Origin of the sequence: Microbulbifer elongatus (assembly GCF_020524885.1) — a bacterium.
GTDB lineage: Bacteria > Pseudomonadota > Gammaproteobacteria > Pseudomonadales > Cellvibrionaceae > Microbulbifer > Microbulbifer elongatus_A.
In genome coordinates, this window is record NZ_JAIVKJ010000003.1 from 366,336 (window position 1) to 380,993 (window position 14,658).

Here is a 14,658-nt window from a genome sequence, read left to right on the forward strand (position 1 = left end):
TAATTAATGGTTATCAGCGAATAGTATATTAACTTATTGAGCTATCAAAAAATAATGCTTCAACTCGATTGCCTAGTCCTCTTCATCAGTAAGGAGTTGTTATGGATCATGTGATTTCCGGCGTAGCGAAGTTTCAGAAAGAAGTATTTCCTACCAAAAAGGCCCGTTTTTCCGAACTGGCGGAGGGGCAGAGCCCCGAAGTGCTTTTCATCACCTGCGCGGATTCCCGCATCGATCCCAACCTGGTTACCCAGACCGAGCCCGGTGAGCTGTTCATCTGTCGCAACGCGGGCAATATCGTCCCGCCCCACAGCAATCAGACCGGCGGTATGACGGCTTCCATTGAATTCGCGGTGGCGGCACTGGGCGTATCTCACATCGTTATCTGTGGTCATACCGATTGCGGTGCGATGAAGGGCGCGATTGAACCAGAAAAACTGGATAGCCTCCCGCACGTCAAAGAATGGCTGAGCCATTGCCGCTCTGCGACCGAAGTGGTGCGCGACCGCAATGGATCCCTGAGCACCGAAAACCTGGACGAAGTGACTGCCGAGAATGTCATTCAGCAGATGCAGCACCTGCGAACTCACCCTGCGGTTGCTACCGGGTTGGCCAGTGGTCGTGTGACCCTGCATGGCTGGGTGTACAACATCGGCAGTGGTGAGGTGCTGTGCTTTGACGAGTCAACCCGCGAGTTCAAGCCTATGGACGAGCGTTACCGCGCAATGTTCGGCGACCTCCCGGAGGCGGCAGCTGGTGGCTCTTGCTGTGGCTGAAGGCTTCTCTTGTAGCTGAAGGCTCTTGTTGTAGCTGAGGGCTCTTGTTGTAGCTGACGGCTCTGGCTGTAGCTGAGCCCGCCGCAAGGCAAGCAGGGAAGGTATTGAAGTAAAAGAGGTAAAGCGGGAATGAAGTTTGATTTAAGCAATCTGCGCGGCGATATCACTGGTGGCATTACTGCAGGTGTAGTTGCGCTGCCCCTGGCCCTGGCGCTCGGCGTGGCCTCGGGGCTTGGCCCCATGGCAGGTATCTACGGTGCCATTGCGGTGGGCTTTTTCGCCGCGCTGTTTGGCGGCACCGGTCCGCAGATCTCTGGCCCTACCGGACCGATGGTGGTGGTGCTCGCGGGTCTGTTCGCCAGCCTTTCCGGGGATGCATCACTGATCTTTACCGCGGTAATTCTCGCGGGTTTACTTCAGGTGGTCTTCGGGATTTTGGGGGTTGGCCACTACATCCGGCTGGTGCCATACCCGGTAATCTCCGGTTTCATGACCGGAATCGGTGTGATCATCATCATTCTCCAGCTGAACCCGTTACTCGGCCACGCATCGCCGGGCGGTACGCTGGGGGCGCTCGGCAATGTGCCCGAGGCGCTCTCTGCCGTGCATCCTGCGAACCTGCTGCTGGGCCTGGGCACGCTGGTGATGGTGTACATGTGGCCCGCGAAATGGGGCAAATATGTGCCGAGCCCGCTCGCGGCGCTTGTGATAGGTACCGTACTCGCGTACTTCCTGCTGGATGTACCGATTCTGGGTAGCATTCCCACTGGCTTGCCGGAGTTGCAAATGCCGGTGCTGGGTGGCGACAACATGGTGCTGGTGGTTGAGGCGGCAATTATTCTCGCGATCCTCGGTGCGCTGGACAGTCTCCTGACCTCACTGGTTGCGGACAATATGACCCGCACCCGTCACCACAGTAACAAGGAGCTGATCGGGCAGGGCATTGGTAACACTGCGGCGGGCTTTATTGGCGGCATCGCCGGCGCCGGTGCCACTATGCGTACTGTGGTCAATATCCGTTCCGGTGGCCAGACCCGTATTTCCGGCATGGTGCACTCACTGGTATTGCTGGCAGTGGCCCTTGGACTGGGTCCGCTGGCTGAAAATATTCCGCAGGCGGTGCTGGCGGGGATTCTGGTGAAAGTCGGTCTGGATATCATCGACTGGAAATACCTGAAGCGCGCGCATCAGGGCCCCCGTTGGGATCTGCTGCTGATGGTTCTGGTATTAGGGTTGACCGTGTTTGTGGACCTGATTACTGCGGTAGGTGTCGGTGTAGTACTGGCAGCGCTCGCCTATGTGAAACAGGTTGCCAGCCTGCAGATCGAGCACCTGCGAAACCTGCCGGAGCACTTGGATAGCGACGAAGAGAAAGCAATTCTGGAGCGCAACCGCGACCGCATTGCCCTGTTTGAATTCAGTGGCCCGCTGAGTTTCGGTGCTGCCGCAGACCTCGGCCATCATGTGCGTGAGCAGAGTAGTGCCCAGTCCCGGGTTCTGATCCTGAATTTCTCATCGGTGCCTTTCCTGGATGTTTCTGCAGCACTTGCGGTGGAAACCATCGCGTCGGATGCCAAGGATAGTGGCAAGCAGCTGTTCCTGACTGGCATGAACGAAGAAGTCGAAGGTGTGCTCAAGAGGTTGAACGGCCGTGTGCCAGCGCAGGGTAGCTACAAGACCCTTGGCGACGCACTGCGTGCGGCCGAAAACCTGCTGAGTGGCGAGTGTGATGGCCATCTTTCGGCGCGGGCGGTCTGATCAGTAAACCCGTGACCGGCAAAAGCCCGCAGCGAGGTGTCCGATGTCAATCGTCGGGCATCCTTCTGCGGGCTTTTTTATGTGTTTCATTTCGGCTTTGATTGCGTCGGGCGTTGACGGTGGGGCATTGACGGTGGGGCAGTGCGTATCAAGCGCCGGGGGCTTCGACAGAAGTCACAACAGAGTAGGCTTCCAGCTCCCGCAGGATTTCCTCCAGTGACAGCAGCTGCCAGCAGGGGCGAGCACCGTGATTGCTGTATTCACCGCGAACAAGCTTTCGCGCCATCGCGGCGGCTGGGGCGGCCGGGATCCACGGGCCGTCACCATTGAGTCCGAGAATCTGCCAGCGGGCCCGCTGGCCTGCACCTCCGGCAATTCCCGTAATTTCGACCTGCATGCCGCCGTGGTCGCTGCCTCCGGGCCAGCGGGCGGCGAGCCAGTGTCCGAGCCGGGCGAGATACGGCAGCGGGTCGGGAATTGTCGACGGCCTGTGGATGCGGGCCAGGCGGGCGCTCAGGGCGAGTCCCCACTGCAACAGCGTTGGCTGCACGCCGGTGCCAAAACGCAGATTTTTCACCTCTGGTATCAGTTTGGGAATTAATCGCAGGTCCGGTACATCGAAATTGCACACCTGGCGCTCGCCCACCGGGTGGCCAAGGGTGATTTTGCGCAGTTCGCCACCGGAGTAGCTGGGGACAGGCTGGCCATCGCGTAACAGCGTGAGCTCCGTGCCCAGAGACTCAAAGCCGGCGCGTACAGTCGCTAGCCCGCGACTGATACGGTGGGCGGGCGCGATATTGATCTCGATGTCGTCAATCTTGTGAAAGGGCTTGCCGAGAACCTGGATGACTGCTGAGCTCAATGCTGGCAGGCTGCTCGCGCCACTGATCACGGTACATCCGGCATCTTCCGCGCTCTGGTTCAGGGTTTCGATTTCACTGACAAAGCTGGCAGCATCGGCAATGTCCAGATAGTGGATACTGTTTGCGATACAGGCATCGGGGACGTGATAGTCCTGCTGCTGGAAGGGGCCCGCGCAATGAATCAGCAGGTCGAGATCCAGGTCCTTCAGCTGGACCGTGAGGCTCGCAGACTCATGGTCGAGTCGAAGCCCCTCAAACGTACAGCGGGATTTGGTGTCGGTCTCGCTATGTTGCTGTTGCAAGCGGTCGGCGAGGAGTTCGGCCTTGAACAGGTCGTGTCCGGCGACGATAACGTGGAGATTAGATTCGCTGCCGAGCATTTCCGCGATACGGCTGCCAAAAGTGCCGTAGCCGCCGAGAATCAATACCCGTTTGCGCAAATTTTTTGTGGAAGACAACTGACAGACTCCTGATTCCGGCTTTCCATAATCCGGTTATCGATAGCGGCGCGCGCAATTAGCGTGAATGTCTAGTCTGCCGTGGCCCAGTGGATGAGTTCAAGTCCCGTGTTCAACGAATGTTTGGTGGAATTGGTGGCAGCGCTGACGTCCTGGCCATCGGCGTCCTCCGATTTCTCGGCGCAGTCTTGTGCTTTGATACACCAGCCCAGCTCTCCCCAGTCTCCCAGCACAATGCGCTCCGCGGGCTTACCATCAATGGTCAGCTGGTGCCGGGCCGGGCGATGGGTGTGGCCGTGAATCAGTGTGTGTACCTGGTGGTCGCGCATCACCTTCTCCACCTCGTCCGCAGTGACATCCATGATGTCTTCTGCCTTGCGGCTGTTCATGGACTTGGATACGGAGCGGATCTGTGCGGCGATCTGGCGGCGCTCTTGTAAAGGTTTGGCGAGCAATGCCTGCTGCCACTCGGGGTTGCGCGCCTGCTGGCGAAAGGCCATATATTCCTGGTCCAGGGTACACAGGCTGTCGCCGTGCATCAGTAAGACGGGTTGGTCTGCCAAGATGACCAGAGAGGGGTCGGGGAGCAGGGTGGCACCGCAGCGCCGTGCGTAGTCCTCGCCCAGCAGGAAGTCGCGGTTGCCGTGCATCAGATACAGGGCGGTGCCCTTGTCGCTGTAGCTCTTCAGTTGGCGTGCGACTTCTTCTGCGAGGGGGGCATCATCGTCGTCGCCGATCCATACTTCGAAAAAGTCGCCGAGGATATATAGCGCGTCCGCGCCAGCGGCGGGGCCTTCAAGAAAATTGAAGAAGGCGCGGGTGATGGCTGGGCGGGACTCGTCCAGGTGCAGGTCTGAGATCAGGAAAGTTGCCACTGGAGAAGTCCGCCCTTAAATATCGGAGAGGTCGAGATTACCTGTCAGCGTAGGCGTCGGAGACGGTTACGCCAGTGATCTCGATGGTTTCGGTCGGAACGTCCTGGTGGAAACCGTTGCTGCCGGTCGCAACTTCTTTAATCTTGTTGACCACGTCCATGCCGTCGACGACCTTGCCGAACACGCAGTAGCCCCAGCCCTGAGCATCTTTGGCGCGGAAGTTCAGGAAGTCGTTGTCGTTCACGTTGATGAAAAACTGAGCAGTGGCAGAGTGCGGGTCCATGGTGCGTGCCATGGCCAGGGTGCCGGTGTCGTTCTTCAGGCCGTTGTCGGCTTCGTTTTCGATCGTGTCGCGGGTAGGCTTCTGATCCATGTTCGGGGTCATGCCGCCGCCCTGGATCATGAAATTATTGATCACTCGGTGAAAGATGGTGCCGGTGTAAAAATCGTCACGGCAGTACTGCAGGAAGTTGGCAGCGGTCTTGGGCGCCTTGTCAAAATCCAGTTCGATAGCGATGTCGCCGTGAGTAGTGTGCAGAGTGATCATAAAATGTCCTGTCCGGGGTCGGTTTGGGGCGGCATGATACTCTGTTCACAGACCGACGCAAGCCGCGCTGGCCGGTGGTCTGCAAGCAGTGAAAACCCCATGCGGTGGCGGTCATCTGCGTTATAATCCGCCGCTTACTTCGAGTAGTTGATTTAGAGATAGCCATGACATCCGAGAGCAAGCCCGCTCACTTCCTTCAGAACATCATTCGTGAAGACCTGGCCGAAGGCCGGGTTGATCAGCTGACCACCCGTTTTCCGCCGGAGCCTAACGGCTACCTGCATATCGGTCACGCCAAATCCATCTGTCTGAATTTTGGCCTGGCGAAAGAGTTCGGCGGCCAGTGCAACCTGCGCTTCGACGATACCAATCCGGCGAAAGAAGAAGAGGAATACGTCGATGCGATCAAGCGCGATGTATCCTGGCTGGGCTTCGAGTGGGCTGGGGAGGCGAAATACACCTCGGACTACTTCGACCAGCTGCACCAGTGGGCGATCCACCTGATCAAGGAAGGTAAGGCTTACGTCTGCGACCTGTCGCCGGAACAGGCCCGTGAATACCGCGGTACCCTGAAAGCACCTGGCAAGAACAGTCCGTTCCGCGATCGCTCCGTGGAAGAAAACCTGGACCTGTTTGCGCGCATGGCGGCCGGTGAGTTCGATGAGGGCAGCTGCAGCCTACGCGCCAAGATCGACATGGCGGCGCCAAATATCAACCTGCGCGATCCGATAATTTATCGCATCAAGAAAATGGCCCATCACCAGACTGGTGACAAATGGTGCATCTACCCCAGCTACGACTTTGCCCACGGCCAGTCCGATGCACTGGAAGGTATCAGCCATTCCATCTGCACCCTGGAGTTTGAAGATCACAAACCCCTGTACGACTGGTTTATCGAACACCTGCCCGTGCCGGCGCGTCCGCGTCAGTACGAGTTTGCCCGCCTGCACCTGAACTACACCGTGGTGTCCAAGCGCAAACTCAAGCAGCTGGTGGATGAGGGTTTCGTGGACGGCTGGGACGACCCGCGCATGCCGACTATCTCCGGGCTCCGCCGTCGCGGTGTGACGCCGGCATCCATCCGCCAGTTCTGTGAAATGATCGGCGTAACCCGTTCCGACTCCACTGTAGATGTGGGCATGCTGGAATACGCCATTCGTGACGACCTGGATAAAAACGCGCCGCGCGCTATGTGCGTGATGGAGCCGCTGAAAGTGACCCTCACAAATTACCCGGAAGGACAGCAGGAGATGCTGAGTGCTCCCGGCCACCCGGTGCGTGACGACCTGCCAGCACGTGAGCTCCCCTTTACCAAGACCGTGTACATCGAGCAGGAAGACTTCCGCGAGGAAGCCAACAAGAAGTACAAGCGCCTGGTGCTGGGCAAGAAAGTCCGCCTGCGCAATGCCTACGTGATTCAGGCGGATGAAGTTGTCAAAAACGATGCCGGCGAGATAATCGAGGTGTTGTGTTCTGTCGATCTGGATACCCTGGGCAAAGACCCGGCAGACGGCGTAAAACCGAAAGGCGTGATCCACTGGGTATCTGCAGACAACAATGTGGACTGCGAAGTGCGCCTGTACGATCGCCTGTTCAATGAAGAATCCCCGGACGTGGGCGACAAGAACTTTCTCGAGTCCGTTAACCCGGACAACCTGAAAGTGCTGAGCGGGTGCAAGGCGGAAATCGGCCTCGCCCACGCACAACCGGAGCAGGGCTATCAGTTTGAGCGCAACGGTTATTTCTGTCGCGACAGCAAATACGGCAGCGTGGAAAAGCCTGTGTTCAACCGCACCATTGGTTTGCGGGACTCCTGGGCGAAAGAACAAAACAAGTAATCTGTAAAAAATAGCGAGAAGAGATGTCTCTCAAGCTTTACAACACCTTCTCTGGTGAAAAGGAAGTATTCAAGCCGATTCAGGAAGACCGCGTGCGCATGTACGTGTGCGGTCCGACCGTATACAACCGTGTGCATATCGGCAATGCGCGCCCCGCGGTGGTGTTCGATACCCTGTACCGCGTACTGAAGAGCCTGTACAGCGACGTGGTCTACGCGCGCAATATCACCGATATCGACGACAAGATCATGAAGGCCGCCCGTGATAACGGTGAAGAAATCGGTGTCCTGAGTGCGCGTTTCGCCCAGGCCTACTTTGAAGATATGCAGGCGCTAAACACGCTGCAGCCAGACGTTACTCCCTACGCCACCGAGCATCTGCCGGAAATGATCGCGATGATCGAAAGGTTGGTAGAGAAGGGTAATGCCTACGCGGCAGAGGGCCATGTATTGTTTGCCGTGCAGACCATGGACGACTACGGCAAGCTTTCCAAGCGCTCCCTGGACGATATGCTCGCCGGTGCGCGGGTTGAAGTGGCGCCGTACAAAAAGTATGCCGGTGACTTCGTATTGTGGAAGCCATCTTCCGAGGACGAGCCGGGTTGGGACAGCCCCTGGGGCCGCGGTCGTCCGGGCTGGCACCTGGAGTGCTCGGCGATGATCAAAAAGCACCTCGGCGATACCATCGATATCCACGGCGGTGGCCGCGATCTCACCTTCCCGCACCACGAGAACGAGCGCGCCCAAAGCTGCTGCGCCAATGGTGTGGACTTTGTGCGCTACTGGATGCACAACGGCTACGTCAATATTGATGGCGAGAAGATGTCCAAGTCCCTGGGCAACTTCCGCATGGTCAATGATCTGCTGAAGCAGTACCCCGGCGAGGTGCTGCGTTTCGCACTGCTGTCTGCGCACTACCGTTCCGAACTCAACTTCAGTGCCGACCTGCTGGATCAGGCCTGGCGCACCTTGGATGGGCTCTACGGCGCACTGCGTGATACTCAGGATGTCGAAGCTGCAGAGGTCGACCTGGCCGAGTCCGCGTTTATCGCGGCGCTACACGATGACCTGAATACGCCGATTGCCATCAGCGAGTTGCACCAGCTGGCGCGAGAGCTGAACAAAGCGGCGGATGCCGATAAGCCCGCATTGAAAGGCGGGCTACTGGCTGCTGGGGAAATGCTCGGCATTCTGCAACTGGACCCCGAGGCCTGGTTCAAGCAGTCCCGCGGTGGTGATGAAATCAGCGAAGATGAAATCGAAGCCCTGATCGCCGAGCGTCAGCAGAGCAAGAAAGACAAAAACTTTGCCCGCGCCGATGAAATCCGTGAGGAACTGAAGGCAAGGGGCGTCGTATTGGAAGATAGCCGCGAAGGCACCAAGTGGCGTCGGGAGTAACCCCAAGGCATTAAAAAGCCACTATGTAGGAGCCTGCAAGGCAGGCTCCTTCGACTGCAAAACAAAAAGACAGAACAAAAAAGAGAAACGGACCATGAAAAACACACTGACCATCGCCGCCATCCTCGCCGCTGCTTTCCTGCTCACTGCCTGTGAACCCAAACGTGGCTCCGAAGCTTGGTGCAAGAAGATGGATGAGACCCCGAAGGGCGAGTGGAGTTTCAACGACGCCGGTGACTACACCAAATTCTGCGTGCTGAACCAGAAGCCCGAAGACCAGTAATCGCCCAACGTTACGGAAGCCTGCCCGTTGTTTTTTGCAGACTCCTACCAGCATTTTTTTCGCCCGCTCACCGGTAAATACCGGGAGCAGGTGGTTGAGTGCCTGCGTTTATTGTATGAGCGCCTGTACACCGCCAAGGCGGACTACGGCGAGTCTCTGACGCGCGAACAGATACTGGAAACCTTTGCTGAAGCGTTGACTCGCGCACCGCAGCTCGATAGTGATGGTGCTGCAGAACCGGAAGGGCGCTTTCGCGGCCTTCGCGAGCAATCCGTATGGGTGTTGAACAGCCTGGTGGAATTTGGCTGGTTGGAAAAGCTCGTCGACAGCGCCACCCTGACGGTTTCCTATCCTTTCAGCCGTCGCGGCCGCTTGTTTACCCAGCCGCTTGTGGAGCTTAACAGCACCCGCGTGCGGACCCGCCACCGTAATACCCGCAATACACTCAACGCACTCGAGGCCTTCGCCAGTCGCGGCGAAGTCTATGACCTCATCGATGCCTGGGAATATTCAGAGCGCATTGTTGCCGACTTCACGGACATGATTGCGGAGCTGGAAGAGCGCAAACGCGAGCTGGTGCGGGAAGTGGAGGCGCAGATCCTGGTTCAGCAGGCTACCGACGAATTCTTTTCGTTTATGGAGAGTCGCTTCCAGCCTGACCTTGCCATTCGCCTCTCTGCGGACAGCGTCGAGAAACACCGCGACAGTATTGGCCGTGTCATCGCCCAGATTCGCCGCAAAGACAACGCGAACAAAGCCGAGTGGGAGCGCCGTCTAAGGCAGCAGCTGCCGGAATTGCACTCGGATGGGCAGTCGGTACTCTGGCTGATGCTCGATACCATCGAAGACCGGATGCGCCGCGCTTGTGAAGTAAAGCTGCCTGCGCTGCGCCAGGCCCTGCAGGGGTTTACCAAGCGCGCGGAGATCATCATTCGCCAGCTCAGTTATTTGCAGAGCAATACCGAAGGTGCATTTACCGATCTGTGTCAGGACCTGGGAAAAGCCGGCAATCGCGACGAAGTTTTGTCGCAACTTGGCGATCAACTGGCGGCCTTTCAGCTGCGGTTATACGATCCCAAACAAACTCAGTTGTGGCAGCGCAGCCGCCGTCAGCCGGTCAATACGCTGGTGGAAGACGAGGCGCCGATCAGTGACGACAGCCAGCGCGACATACTGCTGCAGCAATTGCTGGATCAGGCGTTCAATTTCAACAGCAGTGACTTGCGCAATTACCTTTCCAGTGCCCTCGGCAGCGGGCAGAAGGTAAACAGCCGCGATCTGCCGTTGAAAGATGCCCGCGACCTGCTGGCTATGAGCCACGCACTGGAGGCCGCAGCGGTGTCGCAGGACGGCAGTGGTCCGTTTATGGAAGTGGACTTTACCGGCGAAGTCGCCAGTAATGATTACTTTCAGCAATTTGATGAATACACGCTTGAATTGAAAACCGAGTTGAACAAACGTGATTGAACAGGCACTGGAAGAGGCTCTGGCCCAGTCCAAACTGACCCGCAGTGAGTTTTCCGAGCTGCTGGTGCGGCTGCTGGATTACGGCGTTATCTGCCGGGATGAAAGTAATATCGAAACGGTTCTCTACGACCGTTTTCAGCGCTGCGAGCAGATAGTCCGTGAATGGATTGCGCCACTGGGTCTGCGTTTGCAGCACGACAGTCGCTTCCAGTTTATCCGCGTTTATCCGCCGGGCTCGGAAGTGCCGGGAATGCCCGACCAGGAAGAACCCCACCACGGCGGCTTCCGCGCGCGCTTGTCGCAGCAGGAGGTGGCGGCGATTCTGGTGTTGCGGGTGGAGTACGATAAATCACTGCGCGAAGGGCAGGTCGATGATCACGGCTGCGTGGCGTTGACCCTGGAAGCGCTGGAGCTGGGGCTGCGCAACCTGCTGAAGATGTCCCTTCCGGACAAGCTGGCAGAGCGCAAGCTATTGCTGAAAAAATTGCGACAGCTGCGCCTTATTCAGTTTAACGGTGACGATAGTGAAACCGCGGCCGAGATCCTGCTGCGGGTGAGACCCACCATTGCCCAGTTTGTCAGTGAATCTGCGCTGGCCCAGTTACTGGAAACAGACGTGCCGCAGGCGCAGTCCGACGATTCGCCGCAGGAGCAATCCGAAGTTGAGCGCATCACGCCGACCAGCGAAGATCACAGCCTCTTTGCCGAATCGCACTAACAATAAGTTGAGAATACGAAACGTATGTTTCTGAAAAAACTCATTCTGATTAACTGGGGCAATATCCCCCAGCTGGAATACGACTTCGGCCCAATCAACCTGTTTTCCGGTGGCAATGGCTCCGGTAAAACCACAGCGGCCGATGCCATCCAGACCCTGATGACCGCCGCCCACGATACCCTGTTTACCTTCAACCCGGGGCAGGATGAAACCACCCAGCGTGGGCGCGGTGGTAAGCAGGTGCGTACCCTTGCGTCTTATGTGCTTGGGTGTGATGACGGCAGCTATGCACGCCTCAAGCCCACCGACTGCTATATCGTCGGTAATTTCTATCCGACCGAAGGCGAAGACGGCGAACCCTTTACCGCCATCATGGGCATCCGTGCGCATCTGGACACCAGCACCAAGCCGAGCCAGGCCCGTCAGGATAGTCTGAAGTTTTTCGTCATTCCCGGCGAGCAGCTGGCGATGAATGACTTCATCAAAGAGTACAAAGACGGCAAACACCTGCTGCCGCTGGACAAGTTTTACGGCGTTGTCAGCAAGCAGTTTGAGCGGGTGGAGCAATACGACAAAAAGAAAGCGTATCTGCGCCGCCTCTATGGTGCGCTGCGCGGCCGCAAAGATGCGGTACCCGATCGGGAAGCGACCCACGCGGCGCGTACCTTTGCCAATTTCATGGCCTATAAGCCGGTCAAGAGCATCAACGATTTTGTCGCTCAGGAAGTTTTGGAAAAGCGCGACCTCGGTGAGGCCATCCGATCAGTTTCCGAGTTGATGAAAACCATCCACGGGATGGAGCTGGAAGCGCGGGAAATCGTCGAGCGGGTCGGTGCCCTGCAGCGCATTGCCGAGTCTGCGGATCTCTACACCGAGCAATGGCTGCAACTGCGTGTACAGGAGTATCTGCAGGCCAAGCACCAGCAGCTTCGCGTGCAGAAAACCTATGTTGAAGGCAAAAATCGCCAGAAGGAAACGCGCGCTGAACTGGAGCGCACGGGGCAGGAGATCCAGCAGTCCGAGAGTCGCACTCGTCACCTGAGCGAGCAACTGGTCGCGATTCAAGCCCAGCGCCAGGGCATATCTGCGCTGCGCACCAAAGACGAACTGGATCGAAAAATTGCCGAGGCCAACCGGACGCTATCTTCGCTAGCGGCGCCACTAGCAGCGCAGCAGCAGTTGTTTACTGCCAACCAGGCGGCAGTTGGTGAGCTGTTGTCCCTGCTCAGCACTACATCGGTGTCACTGGAAATACCGGCGTTTGCCGATGGCGGGCTGGTGAAATCCCTGAAGGCGGTGGGCCGCAGCGATGCGCTGCCGAAGCTGGACGGATTGCTCGCCAAGGACTGGATTGACCTCGCCGCGCAGGAGTCCCTGCGCGATCAGGCGGCGATCGCCGAGACCGCGCAAAACCGCCTGGTGCGCCAGATGACGGAAGCCGAACCCGGTGAAATTACCCTGCGCGATCAGGTCAATGATCTGGTGTCCCGCGGTGAGCTGAAGGTTCAGCAGCTACAGAAGCAGCTGCACACCCAGGAATCCCGTATTCAGCACTTACAGTCCAACCGTGTGCGCTATCCGCATTATGTTGACCAGGCATTGGCGGCTATTCGCGAGCAGTGCCCGCAGGCGGAACCACAGGTGCTGTGTGATTTCGTCGAGGTGCTCGACGAGCGCTGGCAGATGGCGGTGGAAGGCTATCTTGGCGGTGCCCGTTTTTCGATTATTGTCGACCCGGCTTACGAGGCCGAGGCCATTGCCATCGTGCGTGCCATGCCCGGCCGCAGTAACCGCGCGCGCGTCATCCAGGGCGACAAGGCCCGGCGCGACGCAGAGCGACTGGAGTCGCCGAAGAAGTCGATCGTCGATTTGATGACCTTTAACCACAAGACCGCGGAATACTATCTGCGGGCCTCCTACGGCACCGTGTTGCAGGTGCGAGACGCGCAGGAGTTGCGTGGCACCCGTCGCGGGCTGACCCCGGAGGGTCTGGCCAGTGGCAACTACAGTATGTGGCGTTGCGACATCGATGACAGCGAGCTGGTATTCGGGCAGGGGGCGCGTGCGCGGGCGCTGGCGGCGCAGGAGCGCGCATTGCAGCAGTTGCTGAAAGAGGCTGGACAGGTGCACGACCAGCAGCAACAGTTGCGCAACCTGGCGCAGGCGGTGCGGAGCCTCACGTCGTTAAAGCTCCTCGATGCAGTGGATACCGCGCTGGACGCCCAGCGGCAAGGGCGCAATGCCGAGCAGGCGCTGGCAAACCTTGACCTGGACGATGGCCTGGAGCTGGAGCAACAGGCCAATGCCTTGCACGAAAAGCTCGAGAGCGAGCGTCAGCAAGGTGCCGCGCTGCAAAAGCTCGCCGGCAAACTGGAGAGTAACCTCGACAATATCGGCAAGCAGCTGCAGGCATTGTCCGCGCAGCTGGATCAGCTCGACGAAGCGCTGACAGACAGCGAAGCGGCGGTTCAGCGAATTGCGCAGATCACGCCGGACTTCGATGTGGAGTCCGTGCTGCATCAGGCAGATGAGCAGGCCGCAAAAGCGGATGACAGTTTTGATTTCTCCCAGGACGTGGCCGAGTGGCGCGGACTGCTGCAGAAGTACAGCCACCACCTGCTGAAAGCGGTGATGGACTACAACAGCAGTTGCAGTGCCGGCGACACGCTCTCTTTCGATCCGGATTTTGCCGGCGGCCACAATGAGGCCCAGTTCAAGCTGGTGTGCCAGCTGGTGGAGCAGGTGACCGCACTGCGCAACCGCCTCAAGAACAACCTGCTGGTGGATCGTCACGAACAGTTACAGGGGCTGAAAAAGTCCTTCAACACAACCTTCGTAACCCATCTGTGCCACGCGATTTACCAGTCCATCAATGATGGCAAGCGTGTGCTGGATGACCTGAATGGCGAGCTGGAGCACCACCGCTTTGGCGCGGATCGTGAGCGCTTCCGCTTCGATTACCGCTGGGTGCCGGAATTCAAGGAGTACTGGAATTTCTTCAAGGCGGTCATCGAGCTTCCAAGTCTCGGCGAAGAGCAGAGCCTGTTTGATGCGGATCTGGAGCCCAAGCATCAGCAGGTGCGCGACAAGCTTTTGAATATGCTGCTCAGCGATGACGAGCAACTCGCCCGCCGTGAGCTCGACCGTATCAGTGATTACCGCAACTACCGCAATTACGAGATATATAAGGAGCCGCAGGGCAAGGAGCCCATCGCGCTCAGTCAGTACGGTACCGGCTCCGGTGGACAGCTGGAAACACCGGCCTATATTATCCGCTCGGCAGCGGTGACGTCCGCATTCCGTTTCAACGACGGCAACAGTCACCTGAAAATGGTGCTGGTGGATGAGGCCTTCTCCAAGATGGACGAATCCCGGTCCCGCGAGGTTATCCGTTACTTGACGGAGACCCTTGGATTGCAGTTGCTGTTTATTATGCCCAGCAGCAAGTCCGGGCCTTTTATGGACCTGATCTCGAATCAGTTCGTGTTCAGTAAATGCCCGAGTCCGAAGCCAGTTGGAGAGCTGAATACCCGGGTCTATGTTGACCGCAAAGTTTGCAATCAGGAGAGAATTGCCAAGCTCTGGGCCAACCACCGCCGGACCATTCGCCAGCAGGCGAGTCTGGAGTTCCTGGATATGCTGGAAGAACCGGTCACTATTTAAACTTGCGTTTTACGC

11 protein-coding genes are annotated in these 14,658 nt (G+C 58.0%); 8 read left to right on the top strand and 3 right to left on the bottom strand.

All coding sequences use genetic code 11. The annotated features are described in order from the left end of the window. The first annotated feature begins 101 nt into the window (after positions 1-101). Entirely contained in the window at positions 102-776 is a 675-nt protein-coding gene (locus LC059_RS13585) for a carbonic anhydrase (RefSeq protein WP_226704409.1), read from the top strand. A 129-nt stretch (positions 777-905) separates the two neighbouring features. After that, on the top strand, positions 906-2,534 hold the full coding sequence (locus LC059_RS13590) for a SulP family inorganic anion transporter (protein WP_226704410.1): 1,629 nt from the start codon (positions 906-908) through the stop codon (positions 2,532-2,534). Between the two features lie 148 nt (positions 2,535-2,682). Here LC059_RS13590 and LC059_RS13595 read toward each other — a convergent pair whose 3' ends face one another. The 3 genes from LC059_RS13595 to LC059_RS13605 form a co-directional block, all read right to left on the bottom strand. Then, positions 2,683-3,855 (bottom strand): saccharopine dehydrogenase NADP-binding domain-containing protein, encoded by a 1,173-nt coding sequence (locus tag LC059_RS13595; protein WP_226704411.1) that lies wholly within the window; start codon positions 3,853-3,855, stop codon positions 2,683-2,685. 71 nt (positions 3,856-3,926) lie between these two features. Then, positions 3,927-4,730, bottom strand: coding sequence for a UDP-2,3-diacylglucosamine diphosphatase (locus tag LC059_RS13600; protein WP_226704412.1), 804 nt, complete (start codon positions 4,728-4,730; stop codon positions 3,927-3,929). Positions 4,731-4,767: 37 nt separating this feature from the next. Beyond that, on the bottom strand, positions 4,768-5,277 hold the full coding sequence (locus LC059_RS13605) for a peptidylprolyl isomerase (RefSeq protein WP_226704413.1): 510 nt from the start codon (positions 5,275-5,277) through the stop codon (positions 4,768-4,770). Positions 5,278-5,441: 164 nt separating this feature from the next. Here LC059_RS13605 and LC059_RS13610 point away from each other — a divergent pair, with 164 nt between their 5' ends. The 6 genes from LC059_RS13610 to LC059_RS13635 all read left to right on the top strand — a co-directional run bounded on the left by LC059_RS13610 (position 5,442) and on the right by LC059_RS13635 (position 14,643). Beyond that, complete coding sequence (locus LC059_RS13610) at positions 5,442-7,115, top strand: glutamine--tRNA ligase/YqeY domain fusion protein (RefSeq protein WP_226704414.1); 1,674 nt, start codon at positions 5,442-5,444, stop codon at positions 7,113-7,115. Between the two features lie 23 nt (positions 7,116-7,138). Then, complete coding sequence (cysS, locus tag LC059_RS13615; protein WP_226704415.1) at positions 7,139-8,512, top strand: cysteine--tRNA ligase; 1,374 nt, start codon at positions 7,139-7,141, stop codon at positions 8,510-8,512. A 94-nt stretch (positions 8,513-8,606) separates the two neighbouring features. Then, entirely contained in the window at positions 8,607-8,795 is a 189-nt protein-coding gene (locus LC059_RS13620) for a DUF3012 domain-containing protein (protein ID WP_226704416.1), read from the top strand. Positions 8,796-8,822: 27 nt separating this feature from the next. Next, positions 8,823-10,262 carry a Wadjet anti-phage system protein JetA family protein gene (locus LC059_RS13625; RefSeq protein WP_226704417.1) on the top strand — a complete coding sequence of 480 codons (1,440 nt, stop codon included), beginning with the start codon at positions 8,823-8,825 and terminating at the stop codon, positions 10,260-10,262. Then, positions 10,255-10,980, top strand: a complete 726-nt coding sequence (locus LC059_RS13630) for a DUF4194 domain-containing protein (RefSeq protein ID WP_226704418.1) — start codon at positions 10,255-10,257, stop codon at positions 10,978-10,980. The genes LC059_RS13625 and LC059_RS13630 overlap by 8 nt, the downstream gene beginning before the upstream one ends. A 24-nt stretch (positions 10,981-11,004) precedes the next feature. Continuing rightward, complete coding sequence (locus tag LC059_RS13635; RefSeq protein ID WP_226704419.1) at positions 11,005-14,643, top strand: ATP-binding protein; 3,639 nt, start codon at positions 11,005-11,007, stop codon at positions 14,641-14,643. The last annotated feature ends 15 nt before the right edge of the window (positions 14,644-14,658 follow it).